The sequence below is a fragment of the Bradyrhizobium sp. USDA 4538 genome (genome assembly GCF_024171045.1).
GTDB classification, from domain to species: Bacteria; Pseudomonadota; Alphaproteobacteria; order Rhizobiales; family Xanthobacteraceae; genus Bradyrhizobium; species Bradyrhizobium australafricanum.
In genome coordinates this window covers 1,644,086-1,666,159 of the sequence record NZ_JALJZE010000001.1, presented here as the reverse complement: position 1 = coordinate 1,666,159, position 22,074 = coordinate 1,644,086, and the positions used below count along the sequence as shown (strand labels likewise).

General features: G+C 59.0%; 17 protein-coding genes and 6 pseudogenes. 15 read left to right on the top strand and 8 right to left on the bottom strand.

The features are described from left to right. Nucleotides 1-69: 69 nt before the first annotated feature. Together J2R78_RS07200 and J2R78_RS45195 are read right to left on the bottom strand one after the other, a co-directional pair. The gene (locus tag J2R78_RS07200) at nt 70-969 is read right to left on the bottom strand and encodes a CmcJ/NvfI family oxidoreductase (protein ID WP_253603607.1); all 900 of its coding nucleotides are present in this window, start codon (nt 967-969) and stop codon (nt 70-72) included. Between the two features lie 600 nt (nt 970-1,569). Further along, the gene (locus J2R78_RS45195) at nt 1,570-1,749 is read right to left on the bottom strand and encodes a hypothetical protein (protein ID WP_375166995.1); all 180 of its coding nucleotides are present in this window, start codon (nt 1,747-1,749) and stop codon (nt 1,570-1,572) included. 1,101 nt (nt 1,750-2,850) lie between these two features. On the opposite strand from J2R78_RS45195, the gene J2R78_RS07190 reads away from it, so the two are divergent. The 8 genes and pseudogenes from J2R78_RS07190 (at nt 2,851) to J2R78_RS45185 (ending at nt 8,283) form a co-directional block, all read left to right on the top strand. Continuing rightward, on the top strand, nt 2,851-3,657 hold the full coding sequence (locus J2R78_RS07190) for a class II aldolase/adducin family protein (RefSeq protein ID WP_253603605.1): 807 nt from the start codon (nt 2,851-2,853) through the stop codon (nt 3,655-3,657). 336 nt (nt 3,658-3,993) lie between these two features. Beyond that, on the top strand, nt 3,994-4,197 hold the full coding sequence (locus tag J2R78_RS07185; protein ID WP_253603604.1) for a hypothetical protein: 204 nt from the start codon (nt 3,994-3,996) through the stop codon (nt 4,195-4,197). Between the two features lie 109 nt (nt 4,198-4,306). Then, nucleotides 4,307-5,359, top strand: coding sequence for an IS5 family transposase (locus J2R78_RS07180; RefSeq protein ID WP_253603602.1), 1,053 nt, complete (start codon nt 4,307-4,309; stop codon nt 5,357-5,359). Further along, nucleotides 5,359-5,706, top strand: a pseudogene (locus J2R78_RS07175) (hypothetical protein). The gene J2R78_RS07180 and the pseudogene J2R78_RS07175 overlap by 1 nt, the downstream one beginning before the upstream one ends. 61 nt (nt 5,707-5,767) lie before the next feature. After that, a pseudogene (locus tag J2R78_RS07170) lies at nt 5,768-5,905 on the top strand (helix-turn-helix domain-containing protein); the annotation flags it as partial. 110 nt (nt 5,906-6,015) lie between these two features. Continuing rightward, entirely contained in the window at nt 6,016-6,852 is an 837-nt protein-coding gene (locus tag J2R78_RS07165) for an IS5 family transposase (RefSeq protein WP_076824982.1), read from the top strand. A gap of 281 nt (nt 6,853-7,133) precedes the next feature. Beyond that, nucleotides 7,134-7,814, top strand: coding sequence for a transposase (locus J2R78_RS45190; RefSeq protein WP_375166994.1), 681 nt, complete (start codon nt 7,134-7,136; stop codon nt 7,812-7,814). Further along, nucleotides 7,807-8,283 carry a transposase gene (locus tag J2R78_RS45185; RefSeq protein WP_375166993.1) on the top strand — a complete coding sequence of 159 codons (477 nt, stop codon included), beginning with the start codon at nt 7,807-7,809 and terminating at the stop codon, nt 8,281-8,283. The genes J2R78_RS45190 and J2R78_RS45185 overlap by 8 nt, the downstream gene beginning before the upstream one ends. An 860-nt stretch (nt 8,284-9,143) precedes the next feature. On the opposite strand, the pseudogene J2R78_RS07155 reads toward J2R78_RS45185, so the two are convergent. Further along, nucleotides 9,144-10,104: pseudogene (locus tag J2R78_RS07155) on the bottom strand (ISNCY family transposase); the annotation flags it as partial. Between the two features lie 4 nt (nt 10,105-10,108). Between J2R78_RS07155 and J2R78_RS07150 the strand changes: the two are divergent. Then, a pseudogene (locus J2R78_RS07150) lies at nt 10,109-11,260 on the top strand (transposase); the annotation flags it as partial. An 821-nt stretch (nt 11,261-12,081) separates the two neighbouring features. On the opposite strand, the gene J2R78_RS07145 reads toward J2R78_RS07150, so the two are convergent. After that, a complete protein-coding gene (locus tag J2R78_RS07145; RefSeq protein ID WP_253603600.1) occupies nt 12,082-12,306 on the bottom strand; it encodes a hypothetical protein in 225 nt (74 codons plus the stop codon). A 98-nt stretch (nt 12,307-12,404) separates the two neighbouring features. Between J2R78_RS07145 and J2R78_RS07140 the strand changes: the two genes are divergently transcribed. Genes J2R78_RS07140 through J2R78_RS07125 form a run of 4 tightly spaced genes read left to right on the top strand, consistent with a single transcriptional unit; the run spans nt 12,405 to nt 15,463 of the window. Continuing rightward, complete coding sequence (locus tag J2R78_RS07140; protein ID WP_309144984.1) at nt 12,405-12,782, top strand: non-heme iron oxygenase ferredoxin subunit; 378 nt, start codon at nt 12,405-12,407, stop codon at nt 12,780-12,782. Between the two features lie 44 nt (nt 12,783-12,826). After that, nucleotides 12,827-13,948: an amidohydrolase family protein gene (locus tag J2R78_RS07135; protein WP_253603598.1), complete on the top strand. Its 1,122-nt coding sequence runs from the start codon at nt 12,827-12,829 to the stop codon at nt 13,946-13,948. Then, nucleotides 13,945-15,057: an amidohydrolase family protein gene (locus J2R78_RS07130; protein ID WP_253603597.1), complete on the top strand. Its 1,113-nt coding sequence runs from the start codon at nt 13,945-13,947 to the stop codon at nt 15,055-15,057. Before J2R78_RS07135 ends, J2R78_RS07130 begins: the two co-directional genes overlap by 4 nt. Continuing rightward, nucleotides 15,050-15,463, top strand: coding sequence for a Rieske (2Fe-2S) protein (locus J2R78_RS07125; protein ID WP_253603595.1), 414 nt, complete (start codon nt 15,050-15,052; stop codon nt 15,461-15,463). The genes J2R78_RS07130 and J2R78_RS07125 overlap by 8 nt, the downstream gene beginning before the upstream one ends. Before the next feature lie 613 nt (nt 15,464-16,076). On the opposite strand, the gene J2R78_RS07120 is transcribed toward J2R78_RS07125, so the two are convergent. The 4 genes and pseudogenes from J2R78_RS07120 to tnpB all read right to left on the bottom strand — a co-directional run bounded on the left by J2R78_RS07120 (nt 16,077) and on the right by tnpB (nt 20,357). Then, a protein-coding gene (locus J2R78_RS07120; protein ID WP_141343507.1) for an IS630 family transposase occupies nt 16,077-17,020 on the bottom strand; the annotation gives its coding sequence in 2 pieces (ribosomal slippage) (nt 16,077-16,679 and nt 16,682-17,020; 942 coding nt in all). Between the two features lie 461 nt (nt 17,021-17,481). Further along, entirely contained in the window at nt 17,482-18,372 is an 891-nt protein-coding gene (locus J2R78_RS07115; protein WP_253603593.1) for a crotonase/enoyl-CoA hydratase family protein, read from the bottom strand. 965 nt (nt 18,373-19,337) lie between these two features. Beyond that, nucleotides 19,338-19,967 (bottom strand): annotated as a pseudogene (locus J2R78_RS07110) (transposase); the annotation flags it as partial. A 51-nt stretch (nt 19,968-20,018) separates the two neighbouring features. Next, nucleotides 20,019-20,357: an IS66 family insertion sequence element accessory protein TnpB gene (gene tnpB / locus J2R78_RS07105; protein ID WP_253603591.1), complete on the bottom strand. Its 339-nt coding sequence runs from the start codon at nt 20,355-20,357 to the stop codon at nt 20,019-20,021. A 777-nt stretch (nt 20,358-21,134) separates the two neighbouring features. Here tnpB and J2R78_RS07100 point away from each other — a divergent pair. Together J2R78_RS07100 and J2R78_RS07095 are read left to right on the top strand one after the other, a co-directional pair. Further along, a pseudogene (locus tag J2R78_RS07100) lies at nt 21,135-21,240 on the top strand (IS5/IS1182 family transposase); the annotation flags it as partial. 279 nt (nt 21,241-21,519) lie between these two features. Beyond that, the gene (locus J2R78_RS07095; RefSeq protein WP_253603517.1) at nt 21,520-21,921 is read left to right on the top strand and encodes a hypothetical protein; all 402 of its coding nucleotides are present in this window, start codon (nt 21,520-21,522) and stop codon (nt 21,919-21,921) included. Nucleotides 21,922-22,074: the final 153 nt, after the last annotated feature.

Sequence of the window (22,074 nt, the reverse complement as noted above, 5' to 3'; positions counted from 1 at the left end):
ACCACGTCAGCCGGATCGTGGCAGCAGATCCTCGCTGACCGCGTATTGCTGCGCGGTCGCGTCGGCCACTCAGTCGTAGTCGTAGTACACGTAGAACCGCGCCTCGACACTTTCGCGGGGATTGGCATTGGGGTATGCGTAGCGACTGTCAAACGTCGCGTGCACGGACCTCGGTTTAGAATGCGCCTTGGAATCATAGCCCTTAAACAGAATGAACTCGTCCTGCGTCATTTCAGGAAAGTAGTACCAACGGTGAGAAGGACTATAGTGAGGAATCCAAACCCCAATAGTAGTGCCATACCTTCTCTGCGGCGCCTCGACAAGATCAGTATCTAAAATCGATGAGCCATCGCAGAATGCCAGAGGGAAATCCTGCGGAGGCGGCGAAAGAGCACGCCAAGCTTGAATGATCATCAATCGAGAATACGCTCGGTACTCAATCCCCCGCAGTTGGTTGTCATGCGCGGCAACCTGAGGGCCGGCGATCGGCGCGTAATCACAATGGGCAAATCCAGCTCCAAAGTTTCTTACTGAATGCTTGCCCGTCGGGCTGGCTCCTTCCGGTACCGCGCCGCCGCGAAAAGAGGACTTTCCACCGAGAGAGCGAATATTGACACCACCTAGGTCTGTAGTCGTGACCCACGATGCATTGAAATAGTCCTTGATGAACGGGACCATTTCCTCCAGATACTTCTTTTTGAAGATATCCGGCTCGCGCTCGTTTGCACAAGCCATCTTGTGCTGAATGAGAGCGAAGCCCTCCTCGTCGAGCGATAGCTCGTCTGCGATAGGACGCGCGTCGCGAATAGTAACATCGTGGTCGACAAAGGAAATGTCATACCCAGTTGGTGGAGCAACTGCCGGACGCTCGTCGGGTGAGCGTCGAGCAAAGCTCATTTGACCGTGCACGCACTCCAACTGATCGCGATTTACTCGGGCTGTCGATGACGATCGCGGCGCATTTTTCATGGTGCCTCCCTATACCTGCCAGCTCGTGTCGCCAAGCAAAATAGCGGGAGCTGAAGCCTAAAGACCGCAAAGAAGGGGGGTGATTGCAGGAATTCTGCAAAATCAGCTTTAGATTCTACCGATCGCGATGCGCTGTCACTGCCACATGTGCAGTCATGGTCGGGAGTTCCGCCAAAACTCCCTCACAAATTGCTGAGGCGGCACTGGAAGCTGCGAAAGCAGGGGCTGCAATGTCCAGATTCACGTCTGCGGCCAGAAACCGGAGCCTCATCGAACGGGTTTGAGCTCTACGAAAAGCTTATCAAGATGTTTCGGGGCGCGTCCACTGATGTCATCATAACTCGACCTGTGGAATGAAGGTACCCGGCTTGATTACCTTGATCCGATAACTATCGGCAAAGCGGCCTCACTCAGGAATCCTATGGGCCGCTGTATTTATGCAATTAGACTTTGCCCAGAGCTTGCCAGCCTGGATCGCTGAACAATGAACACTCGGGGAGAGCCTATATTTGCGCGCAGAAACTATTGACGAGGGGCGCACGCGCCATTGATTACCAAAGCACCTGGGAGCTCACGAGAAAGCCAATCGTTGCGGCGATCTCACGAACATCCGGCTGGCTGCGCCGCGCGGAAACATGCAATGACCTCGTCGCTACTGACGCTCATGGTGGCCGCCAGAATTTCCAGTTGACTACTCAACATCCCGGTATCCATCCAGCCCGGCGCGACCGTGTTCACAGTAAGGTCATGCTCCGCACGTTCCGATGCGGCAACGGACAAGACCGGTAACTCCATGCTTGCGGTGGTGTTTGCAGCCTTTCCGGGTGCCCTGCCGAAGCTCGCGGTGGATGCCGTAACCACAATGTGGCCTCTGGGGGACTTCGTCAAAGCCGACCACGCCGCGCTCGTGCGAAGAATGGCCCATCCAGCATCACAGCTCGAAGACGTTCTCATTCGGCGTTCGGAAATCCGATCGGTGCGACGAATTGACACATTCCACAAAGATATCGGACGTCCAGCGGCTGTAAGTACATGGCCGATCATGTCACGATTTCCGCCCGAGATGGAAAGGTCCGCACGGCGGACTCGGTCCCGGCTGTCTGCACAGAATTTCCGCGTCGGACGGGCAGCGAGGTACAGCAGGCTTGAATCCGGTGTGCTGCCGTCAAGGCCCGAATGTGGTCAGCGGCGGCCGTACAACGAAGTTTGAGCGGCAGTTGATGTAACCGACTGATGTTCTGAATTCATACTCAAGCACGATGCCGCTAACTTGGCGATTGATCGCAGAGCAGCATTTCGGATGGAGGCTTTTCTTCCTCGCGCAGAGATGCAGCGCTGCTATGGCCATAAACGCATAGATTCCACGATAAGCAACTAAAAATCAACGCAACTCGTAATGGGGGGGGCGATACGATCGCGCACAGAGCAGTTTTACAAGGTATGCGTTCTGTGACGTTACTGATCAGCATGGAACTTACTGGCGCGACAGTCCTGCGAACTGACTTTCAGAGAACCGTCAGGCAACAGCTACCAGCGCTCATCTTAGGGCTCCTCCCGGCACTAGCGATGGCCTTTGAAGAATTTCAATCGAGCGGGCTTCGTCATGTCTCTATATGAGATGAAGACGGAGCGTAGCTAACTCCCACAGCATGGGATCGACGTGTCAGCATGGCCGCTGCCCATCGAATTGCGCACCTGCATGTGTTCTTCGGGGGGGTATCTAACCACCTCACCGCGGACGCTACCGTTCACCTTGGCCGAGAGATAGATTTTGCAGTGAACTCCGCCACGAATGGCCCGGAGTGCGCCGACGCCGGCGCCGTTGGATGCTTGCGACGGCGGCGTGAGGATCACAGCATGTTTTCAAAAGGAGAGAATTCAATGCCAGCTAAAGATCTGAACTCGGTCCTCGCCACCGACGCAGGACCCCAAAAATCTGCCGAATGGCAGGCAAGGGTGGATCTCGCGGCCGCCCACCGTCTAGCCGTCATGCATGACATGAGTGAAGGCATCTTCAATCACTTGACCATGGTGGTGCCGGGCAAGTCCGACCGTTTCCTGCTGATCCCGTTCGGCATGCATTGGTCGGAGGCCACCGCCAGTTCGTTCCTGGAGGTGAGCTATGAGGGCAAGATCTTGAGCGGCGAGGGTGACATCGAGCGCAGTTCGGTTTGCATCCACGCGCCCATTCACCGTCTCAATCCCAAGGCGGCCGTGATCTTCCACACTCACATGCCGTATGCCAGCGCGCTCACCCGGCTCCAGGACCAACGCCTTTTGCCGATCGGCCAGACTGAAGTCTGCATGATGAATAAGATCGCCTACGACGACCGCTACCCGGGCTTCGTGCACGAGCCCGAGGAAGGCGAGCGCCTCGCGAAGCTGCTGCGTGACAAGTCCATCCTGTTCATGGCTAACCACGGCGTCCTAGTCACGGGCGAGACAGTCGGTGAGGCCTACGACCGGCTGTACTACCTTGAGCGCGCCTGCCAGGTACAGGTGTACGCGATGTGGACGCAGCGTGAACTGCACATGATCGATCCGGCAGTCGTCAAGCTGACCAACTCGCAACAGAGCGACAGCTACCTGATGAACAACCCCAAGCCGGCGCGAAAGTCCTGCGAGCTCCATTTCGACGCGCTCAAGCGCGTGCTCGAGCGCAAGGAAGGTGCGGACTACAGGAGCTGAGACAAGCGAAGAACGATATGCCAACCGGAGAGTTAAGGACGGTTTCGAGGAGAGCTGTTCGTGTGCTGGCAGGTGTTCGGAACGACCACGTTCACCTGGCCGGGACCGGTATGAATCGAGAGATTCACGGACCGTTTTGCGAGAGGCCGGGGGTGAAAATCCCCGCCCACTCACCCGGTGGTTACGACGTGGATGGTCCGGGATTAGGCGATGGATGGGGCATCATGCCTTGCTTGAGTCGAGGAGTTCCTCGCGCCGACGCTGCGCAAGAGCGGCCTCGTCTTGACAATCTGCGCACCCACAAGATCGACGGCATTCGCGAGGCGATTGAAGTGGTTGGCGGCCGAGCTCTGCTATCTGCTTGCCTACTCACCGGATCTCGACCCGATCCAAATGGGCATTCTCGAAGCTGAAATCCGCGGTACGGAAAGGCACGGCACGCGCCGTCAAGGCGGTGATGAAACTGATCGGCAAGCTCATCAGACATTGTGTCAGACCAGTGCGCCAACTACTTTCGACATGCCGGATACCAGAGCATGACCACATTAAGTGAAAAATGCTTTGGTCTACTAGCAGGCTGTTGAAAAAGGCGCTCGCCTGCGAGCGGCGACCATGATTCATTGGCTCCGACGAGATTCGGAGACGGTGCGTGCGCGGCGACGACAATCGGACGGGCGAGCTGTTCAGCTACGTCGATCTGGAAGCACGAGTGCGGCGTGATCATCCGCTGCGAGCGATCCGGACGATCGTGAACGAGGCGCTGGCGGCGCTGGAACGCGAGCTCGCCGCGCTTTATTCGCCGATTGGGCGGCCGTCGATTCCGCCGGAGAAGCTGCTGCGGGCGATGCTGTTGCAGGTGTTTTATTCGATCCGCTCGGAGCGGCTTCTGATGGAGCGGCTGGAATATGATTTGCTGTTCCGCTGGTTCGTCGGAATCGGCGTCGACGATGCAGCCTGGAACCATTCGGTGTTCTCGAAGAACCGCGACCGGCTGCTGGAAGGCGACATCGCGGCCAAGTTCCTCGCGGCGGTGCTGGCGCAGCCCAGGGTGAAGGGGCTTCTGTCGAGCGATCACTTCTCGGTCGACGGCACGCTGATCGAGGCCTGGGCCTCGATGAAGAGCGTCAAACCGAAGGATGGCTCCGGCGAGCCGCCGGCCCAAGGCGGCGGGCGCAATGCCGAAGCGGACTTCCACGGCCAGAAACGCTCCAACGACACCCATGCTTCGACCACCGATCCGGATGCCAGGCTGTACCGCAAGGGGAAAGGCAAGGAGACGAAGCTGTGCTTCATCGGGCATGGGCTGATGGAGAACCGCAACGGCCTGCTGGTCGACGCCTGCCTGACGCAGGCGAACGGGCATGCCGAACGGGTGGCCGCGATCACGCTTGGCGCCGACAAAGCCTACGATGCAGAAGACTTCGTCAACGAGCTGCGCTCGATGAACGTGACGCCGCATGTTACGCAGAACACCAGCGGCCGCAGCTCTGCGATCGACGGGCGTACGACACGGCACGGCGGTTATGCCGTCAGCCAGCGCATCCGCAAGCGGATCGAGGAGGCATTCGGCTGGATCAAGACGGTCGCCGGGCAAGAGAAGACCAGCTTCCGTGGCCGTGATCGGGTCGGATGGGCCTTTACCTTCGCTGCGGCCGCCTACAATCTGGTGCGGCTGCCCAAGTTGATCGCGGAGGCTGGCTGATGGCCAAGGTGCCCAGCTTCGCCAAGGCCTTTGCCGGCCACTGGCGCATCGTCGAAATGGACAACTGGGACAGCGACTTCGTCGACCTTGTCGAAGAGGCGCATCTCACCTTCGGCGGCAAGTCCGATGGCGAAATCGCCTTTTGGGGCTCTGAAGGGCTTCCTTGACGTGCGCTACGGCAGCCGCGACGGATCGGCCTGCGCCGAGTTCTCGTGGGAGGGGGCACGACGAGAATGATCCGTCCTGTGGTCGCGGATGGGCCATGATCGGCACCGCGGGCAGGCTCGTTGGCCACTTCTACACTCCACAATGGCGACGACTCAGCCTTCGTTTGCGAACGCGGCTGAGTTCTTCAACAGTCCCAAGTTTTGATGGTGCATTCTTGTCGCACGATTCGAAGGATGCGCTATGGGACAGGCTTTACACGGCTGCGCCACCACGACGGAGGCAGTCCGTCGAGCAATACAAAATAGTCAAGAGAGCCTGAGAGCACTCGCCAAGCGCTACGGGATCAACCAGAAGACTGTCGCAAAGTGGAAGCAGCGCTAGACCGTCGCAGATCGTGCGACAGACCTCAGAGCCTGACTGAAAAATGGGTGAGTGATCTCAGTGGGGTGTGATTCCATCGGATTTGCAAAGATTCGAGGGAGAGCACGATGCCCTGGACCAAGATCACTCGGGAGCAATATCGGCGGGACGATCTGCGTTATGCAAGCGATATGACCGATGCGGAGTGGGCGGTGATCAGACGCCTGTTGCCGCGAGCGAACCGGCGCGGCCGGCCGCGTAAGACGGAGCTGCGTCGTGTGATCGAAGCGATCCTCTATATCGTTTCGACCGGCTGCCAGTGGCGGGCGTTGCCGCAGGAGTTCCCGCCCTATTCGACGGTGCAGGGCTATTTTTATAGATGGCGGGATACAGGCCGGTGGCAGAGGATTGTCAGCGTGCTTGTCCGACGGGCGCGAAAAAAGCTTGGACGGACACCGAAGCCGACGGCAGCCGTGATCGACAGTCAAAGTGCGCCAACCACGCAAGCTGGCGGACCGCGCGGCTACGATGCAGGCAAGCGCATCTACGGCCGCAAGCGGCATATCGTGACGGATACCAATGGCCTCCTCCTTGGGGTTCATGTTCATCCGGCCAACGTTCAGGACTGCCATGGCGCCGTACCGCTGCTGAAGAACGTGCGGATGAACTTCCCCCGGCTGCGCCACGTCTTTGCCGACCGGATCTACCGCGGAAATCAACTCCTCGACGCGCTCTCAGACTGCGGTCCATGGACTGTCGAGATCGTCGAGCGGCCTCAAGGCGTCAAAGGCTTCCAGCTTCTGCCGAGGCGGTGGGTGGTTGAACGCACATTCGCTTGGTTCGGCAGATGCCGCCGCCTCGCCAAGGACTTCGAGGCGACGGTGGCAACCGAAGCTGCCTGGCTGCTGATTGCACACATCAGGCTCCTGACCCGCAGACTCGCGGCTGCAGCTAAGGTTGGGTGATTTATGAGTCAGACTCTCAGGATCTATCGGGACCAAGGCTGTCATTGTTGGCTAGCGTCCTTAGGTCACGACATCGTCGTTGGCGAGATGTTCGGCGACATACCCCGCATTAGCTAGCGAGAGCTTTGCAAAAGTTGGAGGCGTGGTGATCGAATCGACGATGGGCCGGCGGGTGTGCCTGGCGGCTCTCGGCGTCAGGCTGGGTGTAGATTCCATGGGGCGGTGAGCGTGGCCTTTCCGATAGGTTTGGGTTTGTACACTCGAACCATCGGAGAAGTCAGATGCAAGCATCGACCACAGGCACGCCCACCGCCAGCCATTGTGGTACAATTTTTGTTGCGATCGAACTCAGTCAGAAGACGTGGCTTGTGACGCTGCACAGCCCGGGCTGGGATCGGATGTCGCGCCACAAGCTGCAAGGAGGCGATCACGCCGAACTGCTGGCTTTGATCGAACGGAGCCGCGCCCGGGTGGCGGAGAAGCTCGGATCGGCGCCGCGTGTGGTGAGCTGCTATGAAGCCGGCTATGACGGCTTTTGGCTGCACCGGCTGCTGGAGGCGGCCGGGATTTTGAACTTCCTGTTCGACCCCGCGAGCATTGCGGTGGAGCAGCGGGCACGGCGAGCAAAGACGGACCGGATCGACGGCGAGCTATTGCTGCGCACCCTGATGGCCTATTTGCGGGGTGAGCCGCGGGTGGTCCGGATCGTGCGGGTGCCGCGCGTGGAAGCGGAGGATGCCCGGCGCGCCAGCCGCGAACGCGACCGGCTGGTCACCGAGCAGACCGCCCACAGCAACCGGATCAAGGCGTTGCTGCGTCTTCGGGGGATGGCGGTCGGCAATCCGCGGCGGCGCGACTGGCTGGCCTGGCGAGCGGCAGCGCGACTGGAAGGGCGAGGCGCTGCCGCCGCATCTTCTGGCCGAGATCAAGCGCGAGCACGCCCGGCTGATGCTGGTGTGTGAGCAACTCGCGGCGCTGGAGCAGACCCAGGCTGCGGACACTTCTCCGGCGGTTCCGACGCCGATGGTCGAGCGACGGGATCAATTGCAGCGGCTCAAGGCGCTCGGCCCGGCGTTCACGGCAACGCTGGTGAACGAGCTGTTCAACAAGGACTTCCGCAACCGCCGCGAGGTCGCCAGCTATTGCGGCTTGACGCCCAGTCCCTGGAAGAGCGGCGGCACCGATCGCGAGCAAGGCATCAGCAAGGCCGGCAATCAGCGCGCCCGCCACAAGGCGATCGAACCTGGCCTGGCTCTGGCTTCGCCACCAGGGCGACAGCGCGCTCAGTCGCTGGTTTCGCACCCGCACCGCCGACGCCGGCAAGCGCGCCAAACGCATCGCCATCGTCGCGCTGGCGCGCAAGCTGATCGTGGCGTTGTGGCGCTACCTCACCACCGGCCTCGTTCCCGAGCAGGCAATGATCAAGGATAAAACCAACCACGTCCACCACGCGCCGCGGCTCCGCCGCGCTCCGTGCGGGATGGATGATGACCGTGCCATCCTAGGGCTTCAACCGCCGTTTCGTAGATGGGTCTCATCCTCGCTAAGCTTCCTCGCCGCAAGCATGCGGAAGGTGGGTACGGATCAAACAATCCGACCGGATATGAGGTGATGCAGTGAACTGCAGCAATCTTCGGAAGCCAATCCCTGTTCGTTGCCCGGTCGTCGCGCTGCGCTACGCATGGCTCCGCGCGCCACCCTCTTGCCGTCAACCCCCAACCCGGACTTCTCGAAGAGGCTTGACTCACAAATCCCCATATGAGGATGGGCCACCGCTTGAGAATCATAGCGGCAAGCGCGAGCTAGATGCTGTTGCATTGCGGGCGAGACCCCGATAGCGAGGGCGGGCGAAGCGATAACTATTCTTCAGTACGCGAATATCGGCTCTATTGGCGCACGGACGCGGGAGATGAGCTTGTTACGGCGAACCATCCATCGATGCGTCTGATGCCAGCGATTGCCTCGCCGCGCGATCCCGTCGTGACTGCCGAGCTTTCTTAGTCTCTCCCGACGAATCTGGGTACGTAGGCTTTATCGTGCCGCGCGGCAAACAGGATGGAAGCGCGTATTGCCGCGTGTAGCGATGTTCCCGATAGACCTGTTGTTGCCTCATCTATGTTGCTCCCTAGTCAGGGAGCGAAGGAAGCCGGTCGCGCGGATGTCGCGCTCGGTCCTCGAGCGAGCGCTTGCAAAGCCAACAGACCGGTGATCGGGCGTCGTCAAGGCCGACAGCCGCCGACGGCAGTGGCGCAACGCGCCAGGCCTTGAGCACAGTCGATCACCGGTCTACTTCACACCGCCGTTCCTTCGTCAAGCAGCGGCGGGCATTCCGGTGATGTGTCGATCACGTCGGTTTGTGCTGCGTTTTTCCGGGATCTAAACAACAGTGCGCTTGCTTGCTCGCTGCGCCACGATTTGAGACGACGTGAAGAGTTGGGAGTACTTTGCTCGGGTAGACCCCGGGGCATTCTGCCTGACGCTTGGAGGAGTGCGCTGCCGGTTCGCCACGGCTCGGCCTCGAACCATTCGCGCAACTGTGGCGCAGCCTTGACGAGCGGATCAGGGCGTCGTCGCTCACGCTTCGGCTTCGCAATTGGCCTGTCGGTCGGGCGTCCCGCTCCTTCTTTCCATGCTATTCGCAAGCTCGACAAGAACTGTTCAATCGACGGCGCCGCAGTTGGATGGCTACTAGGCGGCGTCGGTGAGACTGGCCAACTGCGCGGCTTGGATATCGCGCAGTAAAGCGCACCGGATCCGGGCCGGCGAGGTGGGCACAGACGGCATCAGGTGTTCTTGCTTCGGCAACCAGCCGCTGATGCGGGGTCGCGGGGGACTGTACGTTTGTGAACCCGCGCTCCGTCGCGCTCCTTTCGTATCAATTTAAACGACGGCTGGAAACAGTTCACGAACAAGTGGGCCGAACGGTAAAGCCGAGCCAGCACAGCAGCCGCTTCGAGCCCCTCGAATCGACGGTGGCCGACCATTCGTCGGATCACCGCGCCGTTCTTCTGCTCGACAAAGGCCTGGTCGTTCTTGTGATCGGGGCGACAGCGCGTGAAGACGATACCAGCCTGTTCGCAATACACCTTCAAGGTCTTCATGAACACAGAGTCGTTGTCGGTGTCCAGAGCCAGGAACGCGCCATTTACGAAGTTCGGTCAGAACCGTGCTCAACAACCTCTGTTCGCGCACCACAAGTGGCGCGCATTCCGTCCAGCCGGTGGCGATGTCCGTGAGAACGAGCGTCTGGACGCGGCGCCACGATCCATTGATGGCGGTGCAGGCGGGGAAGCTTGAGGGGCGGCGCGCGGACTGCGCCGCAGTAGCCGGCAAGTCGACGTTGCACCGGCTGGAATTGTCGAAGCCGGAACCATCGCGCTATCACAAGATCAGCTATGATGCGGCGGCGGTAGACCGGCTATTCGTCGATCTGTTTCTCGATGTGCATCGGACGCGCCCCGCCAGGTCACCCTCGACCTCGAATGCCACCGATGATCCGTTGCATTGTGAGCAGGAAGGGCGCTTCTTTCATGGCTACTACAAGTCTTATTGTTACCTGCCGCTGTATATTTTTTGCGGGCGGCGCCTTCTTTGCGCCAAGCTGCGCCGGTCCAATATCGACGCTAGCGCGGGCTCGGTTGAAGAGGGTGTTTGCGCAGATCCGCGGGCTTGCCCAAGGTACGCATTCTGCTGCGGGCGGATTCGGGGTTCATGGTGCGAACAGAACGATGTCACTCGACTTGGCCAAGAATAGCAGGCGGATTGCCGAGATCGTGGCCGAGCTCGCCCGAGGCCGCCGAGGAAAACCGCCAGAGCGGTAGGCCAGCCCAGCGCTTCAAGGACTTCCAATACAGAACGCGCAAGAGCTGGAGCCGGCATCGTCGCGTCGTCGGCAAGGCCGAGTGGATGATCCCGTCCGTCGCCGAGAGTGATAGCGCGACAAAGCCCCGGTGCAAGAAGAAATCTATCAGGTCGGCGATCGACCTGGCCATGTTGGAAGCCCGGGCCAATCGGCACTTCGTCGTCACCTCGCTTGCAGGCCGACCAGCATCAGGCCCGCGCGCTCTACGAGAAGCTCTATTGCGCCCGCGGCGAGATGGAAAATCGCATCAAGGAATGTCAGCTCGATCTGTTCGCCAGGACCTCCACCCGCACCATGCGCGCCAACCAGTTGCGGCTTTGGCTGTCCTCAATGGCCTATGTCCTGATCAGCGCGCTGCGCCGCACCGCCCTTGCCACGACCCGCTTCGCCGACGCCACATGCGGCACCATCCGCCTAAAGCTGTTCAAAATCGGCGCCTATGTCCGCATCGCCGTCCGCCGGATCAAGTTCTCGATGGCATCGGCGTTTCCCTATACCGACGTCTTTCGCTCCGCATGGGCCGCGCTCGACGGTGCGGCTCTCTGAACCCTCGGCCCACAGGAGAGTCTTATGATCCCCGAACAACCCGGCCAACCCGCCGCAGCGGGCGAGAAGTTATGCCCCGGCGCCAGTTGTGGTATCGCCGACGTCAACTTGCCGCAGCACTCGATCAAATGGCGTGAGAAATCCGGGCTAAGGTGCTTCCAGCGGGCTAGGTTGCTTCCAGGCCTGCCGTCGACATCTGGAGGCGGCGGAATGCTTGGCAGAGGAACGGATCAGCGTCAATCAGCATGGCGCGCTTTAGGACAAATCCGGACTTCGCGATGCGCGGTGATGAACGCAAATGCCCGTTCTGCCGATCCGCTACTGCTCGCGGAAGTGCCACAATGTCGATGATCCGGTACCGGATCGCTGAGGGAGAAGCCCTGGAAAGCCTGAACGACAGTCGGTCAACTAAGGCCTCTAGAGTCTGACAGTCCATTCCATTGCTGCAGCAACAGCGCCATGAACAGCGCCAGCGAGGGGTAGCGGGAGCTCCCATCGAGCCGCTACGCAAGTCGCTCAGCAGACTATCCACGGCACCCCAGTCGACCAGTCCGACAACCTGCTGCAGCGCGGCGATGGCACGCCCTGCGTCACTCACCAAGCCATCAGTAAAGCGCCGATCTGTCGCTCCGCCATGATCCTCTCTCGCGAATTTCCGGAAAAGAGGATCATTTCGTCACTTGTGCAAAGCCCCCGACTAGCGTGACATTGGCACGGTGTTCCAAAATTACGCGCTCTTTGCGCATATAACCTCACCTTCCCAGCGCGCTAGGCAAGACCGAGATCGAGGCCAGAATCAAGCGGGCGGTCCGGCTTGGCGCCTATGGTAAGCGCCAGCAGCGCGTCGGGTGCAGCAGCTCGCCGAGCTGTACGAGCGGCCGCAGAATGCCTAGGTTGCGCAGTCCATCGGCGAGAACGACCAGCTCCATCGCAAGGTCTTGGCGATGAATGACGCAAGCTGCAGGATGGAAATTGCGGGCAACGTGCAGGCGCTGGCGATCAATGTGGAGGCGGTCGGCCAGCCAATCAAAATCGGTGTAGGACATCGCCCATTCTGCAGAATTCCTGCAATCATGAATTGGTATTCGCAGCCTTTAGCCTTCGAAGCTCCATTAGATTGTACTAGACGCGTGACACAGATCGGATGAATATGAGTTCGGTTCCGTCGAGAAGCTCGCAGCTTTCGGAAATGTCGGTGGCGGAGGAGCCGGCCGGCAGGTGGGCAGCAGTTTTGACTATCGCGGACTTGGCGCCCGGTGATATGGCCGCGGTCGCTGTGGGCGATCTGCGGATCGCAATCTACAACATCGAAGGCCAGTTCTTCGCCACAGAAAACGTCTGTACGCATGCGTTTGCGATCTTAACCGATGGATGGTTAGAGGGAAACATTATTGAATGTCCCTTACATGCGGGCCAGTTCGACGTGAGGACGGGGTGCGCTCTCGGCGATCCTGTTACCTGCAATCTAAGGGCTTTCAAAACTCGCGTCCGAGGTGACCGGCTCGAGATCTTTGTTCCGTAAACCTATCAAGTACGAAACCGTTCAATACGAGCGCTGGTGGCCAAATGGAATCGGAATGCATCGATTATATCGCGACTTTTTCAGACGGGCAGGATGTGCCGGATGTGGGTTGCATAGACTGCGACATTCACCCTACGGTACCGAACCTGAGCTCGCTCCTTCCGTACATGGACGAGCATTGGAAGAGGCAGGTCGTCGAGCGCGGAATGGACAGCACTAACCTAGACAGCTGCAGCTTTCCTCCCAGCGTTCCAGCATTATGCAGGCCAGACTGGCGCCCCCCAGATAGACGGGCGGGCTCACGGCCCGAAGACCTGATCAAGCATGGAGTTGCACCATTTGAGACGCGAGCGGCAATATTGAATCCGCTGTATGGAGTTCAAGCCATCCACGATGAAGGAATGGCAGTTGCATTTGCCAGAGCTCTAAATGAGTGGATTGCAAAAGAGTGGCTGCTGTATGACAAGCGTCTGCATGCTTCCATTGTCGTTACGCCTCAGAATCCTAGCGCGGCCGCTCAAGAGATCGAAAGGCTTGCTCCGAATGGTCGTTTTGTCCAAGTTCTAATGCTTGCCGCTACGGAATTGCCCCTTGGAAAACAATTCTATTGGCCAATCTATGAGGCGGCACACAAGCATAAATTGCCGATCGGGATTCATTGCGGTAGCAACTATAGACACGCGCCATCGTCTCTTGGGTGGCAATCATATTTCGTTGCCGAATACGTCGATCATCCCAATATTTTTCAATCACAAATACTGAGCATCATTGCTCACGGCGTATTTACGAAATTTCCGGAGCTGCGCTTCGTCTGTTCTGAAGCGGGCTTTCTCTGGCTCCCGAATTTCATGTGGCGCGCTCAGAAATATTGGCGGGGGCTCCGCTTTGAGACGCCATGGGTCGACAAGTCGCCGGCCGATATTATTCGCGATAATTTTCGTTTTACGCTCCAGCCGACCGATGCGCCACTAGCGCTCGGTGTCTTGGAACGAGTATTCGACCAATTCCACTCTGATGAGATGATTCTCTTTTCCACCGATTACCCACACTATCACTTCGATGGTATCCGAGCGTTGCCGGGAGGCATCTCGGCCAGCTTGGCTCAGAAAATCTGCGTCGACAATCCCTTGAAGACCTATCCTCGTCTGCGGGAGCTCCAGCGATGAATAAGCCACTCGAGCGGGGCGCATTCCAATCCACCAGAAAGACCCGGCAAAAGATTATCGATTGCGATATCCACCCGCGGTTACGGTCACACAAGGATTTGCACCCTTACCTGAGCCAGCAATGGAAAACGCATCTCGATAATTTCGGAATGCGTTATCGCCAACCTTGGGTTGACGCACCTAGATACCCGAAAGCGACGCCAGCCTTTTCCATGCGAGACGCTTGGCCGCCGGATGGCGGCGTACCGGGATCTTCACTGTCGTTCATGCAAGAGCAGTATCTGGATCCCTGCGGGGTCGAATATGGCATCCTGTTTCTGTTGCATCCATGGGGAATGAAGGACACGAACATGGATTTCGGAACGGCGCTGTGCAGTGCCGCCAACGACTGGCAACACAATGAATGGACGCGAAAGGATCGACGGCTAAAGGGGAGCTTGCTTGTTAATGGCGAGGATCCCCAAGGTTCAGTTGCGGAGCTTGAGCGTTGGGCTGGCAACAGCGACTTCGTTCAGCTCTCCCTCTCCAGTGGCGTCACAGAGCCACTCGGCCGCAGACGCTACTGGCCGATCTACGAAGCGGCTGTGCGACTTGGTTTGCCCTTGGGATTTCACAATAGTGGAGACGCGGCCGGCGGAGCGGGATGGCCTTCCTTCTATCAAGAATTTCAGCACTGGACTACCTTCGAACTCCGCGAGCTTCTAACCAGCTTCGTATTCGAGGGCGTTTTTGAGCGCTTTCCAACACTGAAAGTGGTGCTCGTTGAAGGTGGATTCGCGTGGATCAACGCTTGGTGTTGGCGCGCGGATCGTCAATGGATCCGCATGCGAGATGAAGTACCACATCTTAAGATGCTCCCCTCAGAATACGTGAAGCGGGCCGTCTACCTGACAACTCAGCCCATGGACGAGCCCGAGAGGGTGAATGATATCCATGACGTGATATCCTGGTTTGGTGAGGATCGGTTTCTGTTCGCGTCGGATTATCCACACTGGGATTGGGACGATCCTAGTCAAGCTTTCAAGTGCGCCCTCTCAGAAGCAGAGCGTCACCGAATCTACTTTGCAAATGCAGCCAAGGTGTACGGGCTGGAGCCGCGTGATGGCTAAGCATGTCGTCGCGGTCGTAACAGATATTCCGAGCGGTGGCCGGTTCGCGACAACTGTGCGGGGCCGCCCGATTGTTGTTTTCAATTTAGATGGGCAGTTTTTCGCACTGCTTGACCGATGTCCTCACTCGGGAGCGCGCCTAAGTCATGGATTACTTACAGGCTTGCTTCAATCGGACGCGCCAAACTGCTTTAAATATTCGCGCCTTGGCGAAATCATCAAATGTCCATGGCATGGTTGGGAGTTTGATATTCGCTCAGGTCAATCATATTGCAGCCCGGAGTCAGTGAAGACAAAGGCCTTCGAAGTCAAAGTTCAATCTGGCTCTGAGCTTAGCAAAGGGCCCTTTGTTGCAGAGACTTTTAGCGTTTCGGTTGAGAACAATTACGTTGTTGTAGCAATGTGATTGCGATTGGGGCAATCTGGCGATGCCCGTTGCATGCCTCGACGGTCCGGCAGACGATCGTTCAAACCCGCATCGTGCGCCAATAATCAGGAACAACTGGTTTTCGTGTCCTGGAAGGCGCGAGGCGATCCTGCGGGACATCAGGGCAATCTAATGCGGCGAGAACGCCGATATCGCGCTCACACGCCTTGAGAAATTCGACGCCGCATGGAGCAAGCGCTGTCCGGAGATCGGAGTGGTTTGGCAGCTTGGGATTGCGTGGCGGCGTTGACCTTGCCCACACTTCCAGTCCTGAGTTCTCGCCGGTCGTTTGGATTTGCCCGGTTGTGCGGGTGTGGGAGCGGCGGGAACCGGTGCGGAGCCTTCGGCATAGCGCAGCGCCAGATCCCGGCGTGGGTGCCAGGCTCTCCCCGGGGCACGACTTGGCAAAGCGTTATTGCGCCAGCTCGCTGATCCGCTGAGGCGTATTGGCCGCGATCAGAATGGAGCCTGCCGATTGTGCGGGCGATACCGAGACGACATAGCGTTCTCCATATGGTGGATATATGGACGCCGGCATATTACCAAGCCGCTCACGTTGGCGCAGATAGGAGCATTTTCCACATGATGTGGATCATCTGGTGTATCCAGCATGCCTAAAGTAGTTGGCACACATCTGCGGCGCAAACGACTTGACGAGTTTGCCGATGAGTTTGAGCAGGGCTTGGACCGTGCGGGTGGCGCCTTTGCGCAGCGCAGCTTTCAACCGGGAGAAGGCCTGTTCGATTGGATTGAGGTCGGGCGAGTAGGCCGGCAGATAACGCACGCGGGCGCCGACAGCCTCGATCGCCTCGCGGACACCGGCGATCTTGTGAGTGCGCAAGTTGTCCATGAAGACGATGTCGCCCTTGCGCAAGGTCGGCGCCAGGACTTGCTCGACATAAGCCAGGAACGAGGGCCCATCCATTGCACCGTCGATGACATAGGGCGCCGTGAGGCCATCGATGCGCAGCGCGGCGACAAGCGTCAGCGTCTTCCAGTGACCATGGGGCACGCCAGAGACGAGGCGCTCACCGCGAGGAGAGCGCCCATAGTGCCGGACCATCTTCGTCGTGACCGCAGTCTCGTCGATAAAGATGAGGCGCGGTGCACGCAGCTTGGGCTGCTCGGCTTTCAGCGCGGCACGCTCGGCAGCGACGTCAGGTCGATCCTGCTCGGCGGCGTGCAGTGTTTTTTTTTGAAGGTGATGCTGTGACGGTCGAAGAAACGCCAGATCGAACCGATGCCGGCCTTTTGCTTTCTCTGAGAGCGCAGACGCGCGCGGATCTCCTCGAGCGTCAGGTCCGGCTCCGCGGCGATCAGCTCGATCAGCCACTGCTTGTGCTGCTCCAACGGCGAGCGGCTGTGCCCGGTGCCGGGCTTGGCCTCAACGTTTCCGGTCTTCCTCCAACGATCCATCCATCGGATCGTAGTCGAAGCGCCGAGATTGAGAATGCGCGCAGCCTCACGTGCGCTTTCGCCGGACTCAACAAGCTCAACCGCACGCACCCTGAGGTCCTTGGAGTATCCCTTCGCCATCGCATGCCCCGCATGTTGTCGCGGGCAACACCGAATCTGATTTGCGTGCCCGTGGGAATCCCCTTTGACTGTTCCGATTCACCTCAACTGGAAACCGCTCTAGTCGCGCAGGGATGCGCACTCCGGCATCAGGTCGGAAGCTGCCGCGCGACAGGCAATAGGAATGAAGCTGGCGCAACGACGCGCATAGCTGACATCGGTCTTACGCCAAGGCACTTTCTTCGCGTTCACATCGTTCCATCCGACGCCTCCCGGCTCTTGAAACCTACCCAGCTGTCAATCAATTCGGACGAGGTTCAGGGCTCGGCACTACGCGCGCTCTGATTCCTCACGGCATCACGCTCCAACAATGAGGTTGCGCTCCGCGTCACTGCACAGGGGATTGACTGACTTTCACCTCGTACACACCAGCCTCAAGGAGACACGGTATGGTTCCGGGCTTCGTATAAAGGGTTAAATGATTATTTATACTCCCGTTCCGTCCACCACGGAAAAAAATCCGGCATGTCGACGGACACTTTGTTCTTGAACACCGCAGGCCGTTTCTCCAGGAACGCCATCACGCCCTCCTTGGCGTCGACGGAACGTCCGCGCGTATAAAAGCTGCGGCTGTCTATCTTGTGGGCTTCCATGGGATCGTCAGCGCCGAGCATGCGCCACATCATCTGCCGGATCAGCGCATTCGACACCGGGGCCGCCTTCTCGACGATATCGCGCGCCAGAGTGCGAGCCGTCGGCAACAATTGATTAGGCGGTACGACTTTGCTGACTAGCCTTCCCGCAAGCGCCTCTAGCGCCGGAAAGATGCGGCCCGTGTAGCACCACTCGAGTGCTTGCGCGATCCCTACGATGCGGGGCAAGAACCAGCTTGAGGCTTCCTCCGGCACAATGCCACGCTGAGAGAATACAAAACCGAAGAGCGCGGCTTCAGACGCAATGCGGATGTCCATCGCGAGTTGCATGGTCACTCCCATGCCGACAGCCGGCCCGTTCACGGCGGCGATAATGGGCTTTAGGCATTTGAATATCCGCAATGTGAGGTGACCGCCGCTCTCGCTGACGCTCAGATCGCTGTAATCCACCCTGCCATTGGGCAGTCGTTTCACCTGGCCGATCTTCGCGTCGGTATCAAAAGTATCGGCTCCCCGCGAAAGATCGGCGCCGGCGCAAAATGCGCGGCCTTCGCCAGTTACGATGATGGCGCGGACGTCGTCATCCTTATCGGCGCGACCGAAGGCGTCGATCAATTCGCGTTCCATGAGGACAGTACAAGCATTGAGCTTTTCCGGCCGGTTCAAGGTGATGGTGAGGATCTGCTCGGCAACCTCATATTTAATGGTCTCGTAGGCCATGGTATTTCCTTCCTTGGGATCAGATCACGCGCTCATTGTCAGTTTCGGTGCTTCGACTAAACATTCCAGAATTATTTAGCGTCTCATGATTGACCGCGGGTACACGCATCCCACCCGATCAATGGTCGCTGATTCGACAATCAATCTTTCTCAAGTGCTTTGCGTGTCGGAGTTTTAGGATTCCTGTCATTTGGCAAATCAAACCCCAGCGCCCATCGATGCTAGAGACTCAGTAGTTACTGCTTTGTTCTGATGGTCAGCCAGCACCGGAAGTCACTGACGCTTCAACTGCCCTCCGCTAACCTGTAGAGCCGGAACGCTCGACTGAACCGGAAACGTGAGACCGAATAGATGTTTGTTTCGAAGGCTTCGGAGACTGCATTTTACGTGGCCTGCTAATCAAGTCCGCCCGTGGTTGTCTCCTTGCAAGCGTTGACGAATGCTTCTCCAGCGCGCAAGCTGTGCAGAAGCGAACGGAATGGGCGTGTGTTCCAGAACGGCTGCAGCACTTACCTAAAAGCAGTGAACAATGAACCTGCCAGTGCTGGTAGTATTCTCTCAAGTCAGAGCTACGCGCATGCCAGTAGGCGCGTCATCCATCTCGGAAAATTGAGCGCTTTTCCAGTACTGCGCAGACCGGCTGAGTTTGAGTAGGTCCGGCCTATCAATTGCAGCTCATTCGCCAAAGCGTTCGCGGTCGCACATTGACTTCAGGGTAAGCGGCAAAGAGACCCTGTTAGGCGGAGTGGGCGAGCAATCGGCTACCGGCTGCAGAGTTTGCGAGCCGATTTGAGCTTCTATATCTGCGTCTAATCCTGGACTAGGATGCGGACTCGTTGAGGCGCAGCCATAGCCCGACGCGAGTTGAACGAAGGCAAGGTAGTTGGCGGCGAGCCTGTCGTAGCGCTTTGCCAACCGGGTGTGGAAGAACGCGTGGTCTTACCGTACATTGTTTTGATCCTGTTGCCGATCCAGAAGGCGAGCGTGGAGCGGTTCAGCGCTATTCCGTGCGTCGGCAGGCATCTGCGCCTGGCGGTAGAGAGGCAAATGCCAATGATACTTGGCGTCGATCACATGCGCGACCAGTCGCTCGGTGGGCAATCCTCCTCTGATCAATCGCTCGGGAGCGGCGTACTGGAGGACGACGCCGTGACAGAGCGGCAGGCCAGTTTGGGTCGGCGGATGACGATGGCGCGATACTGCGCCGGTACGACGTCCAACCTCTGGCTCTCATCGTGACCAATCTCAAAAAGTCGCCTGCGCAGGACGGGCAGCAAATTGCAGTTGGCATCAGTGTTTCAACGATGCGTGGCAAATGCTCCGGCAACTGTCCGCGATTGGCGCTGCGCTCGGCAGCTCTCTTCTCGCATTTTTTGGGATTGGCACGATCGTCGGCTGCATCAAGAGCCGCGACGGCCTGATCGATATCCTCCAGAACAAGCTGTAGCTGATCAGCGTCAAGCTTTTCCAAGGATCGACCGAACTGCGCTCAAGCTTGAGCACCGCTCGAGCCTGGCGCAGCGATCCAGAAGAGCCGCGGTAAAGACACGCAACTCGGCTGGATCGCTCGGCAGCTCATCAGGCAAATTACTCATTAGCACGAGTCTGCCATGCTTCGCGCCTCGATGCAGCGAAGATTTGTATCTTTACGCAAGCGCTTTCGGCTGCAGGATTCGGTGCGCGTGCATCCGCGTCCAATCCATGCCGGCCAGAAGCAAGGACAGCTGCGCGGCATTCATCCACATTACGCCAGCCACGATGGGAGGCCATTTGAAGCCGCAACCATCGACCCGCTTCCAATACATCACAAGGCCGCTGCCATCCCATAGGACAATCTTCACCCGGTCGGCGCGCTTCGCACGGAACACCACCGCCACGCCCTTGATCGGGTCATGGCCCAGCGTCTCCTTCGCCAAAAGCGCCAAGCCCTCCGCTCCTTTTCTGAAGTCCCCAGGCTGCGTTCGCCACGCGAGCGGCATCAGCATGAACGGTCCGTCGAAGCGCCAAGAATACATCACTCAACACAGCAAGGCCAGGCGTATCCCGCATCTCAGGCGTATCCCGCATCTCCACTCGTGCCCCCTGGAGCTCAACCGTCACAACGGCTGCTTCCGGCGACCCGGCGTGCTCTGCGGCCGCCGGTAGCGCCGATTCCGACACAACCGGCACGAACGACAGCGTGTCCGCCGAAGCCGGCAGCATCAACTGGCCCAAACGCGCCCGGCGCCGCCAGTCGTGCACCTGCTGAGGCCGGCACCCATGGTCGACGGGCGACATATGTGACAATCGCCCCCGGCAAGGCTTTCGGCGGCAATCTGTGCCTTTAGATCGTCCGGCCAGCGCTTTCGACCTGAGCCTGCGTACACTTCGATACGCGGTGACAACGGTCAACAACGTCGGAATCATTACCTTCAGCCGCTTGCCGCAGATCCGATCCGAGGCCTTCCACAGCGCCACCAACGCATCCCTGATTGTGGCACCATAGGTCGGCCTTCGCTGCCGCCGGGCCTCGGCGAAATTGCGACATGACTGGCAAGCGCCCGAACCGCGTGCTTGCGATGCCAGCCGGTCACCGCGCAAAGCTCGTCGAGAATGCGCCCCTTATCTGCGCGCCCTGCTGATCGATAGCGCGCTGCCACCGCCGCCGTGAGCTCGTGCCGTGCACCCATGCTGATCTGTCCTGCCATTGGCGAAACCTATCCGATTCGGTATCGTCGCCCCAATCCTGACGGTCAGTTCTCCGATAACATTCTTGATGAGGCGATGCGATCAGAGAGCTTGCCATGAAGAAGGACGCGTGGACCAATATCCCGCCGAAAAGCAATCGCAGCGATCTGCTTCAGCCCCTATCTCTACCGTGCTCGCGACTAGGAACGCCGGCGGGTCGGGTTTATTCGGCGGTGCGCCGTGAAGGGCCGATCCGGACGTTCAATGACTGGCACGATCCGCCGCCGGGGTTTTGCGAGGTCGACGTGGTGGCCCATGGCGGCACATCTGTAGCTGGCTCGTTCATTCAGACCGTGACGATGGTCGACGTCGCGACTGGTTGGACCGAGTGCATGCCGTTGGTGTGACGCAGCGAGGGCGGAGCGCGCACAGAGCCTGTTTCCCTGGCTCATTCGCGGCGCCGACAATGACAGCGCGTTCATGAACGACGTGGTAAGTGCCCTGGTGTCGCGCGCAAAGATCGAGGTGACACGCTCGCGCGCCTACAATGAAGATGATCAGGCTTTCGTCGAGCAGAAGAACGGCGCGGTCGTTCGACGACTCGTGGGTTACGGTCGCTTCGGTGGTGTCGAGACGACGCGCGTGCTTGAACGTTTGTATGCTGCATCTCGGCTGCACACCAACTTCTTCCAACCGTCCTTCAAGCTGAAGGACAAGCGACGCGAGGGCGCGAAGGTGATCAAGCGCTATCATGTTCCAGCCACGCCCTATAAACGAGCACTGGCGCATCCGAGGCTGAGCAAGGTCATCAAACGGCGTCTTCGAGAGCTTTATCGCACGCTCGATCCCGTGGCTCTGCTGGCCGAGATGAGAGACGCCTAGGCTGAGCTCGGCACGCGCGTCGACGCCCGATCGGGCAGGCTCGCGGCAGCAACAAGCCCACCGGCGCCGACAACGACCGCAGCAGCGTTCGCGAAGGGGTTCGGCAATGACGTGCATCTAGGGGAGCAGCGCATCATCCATCGGCGCATGCGC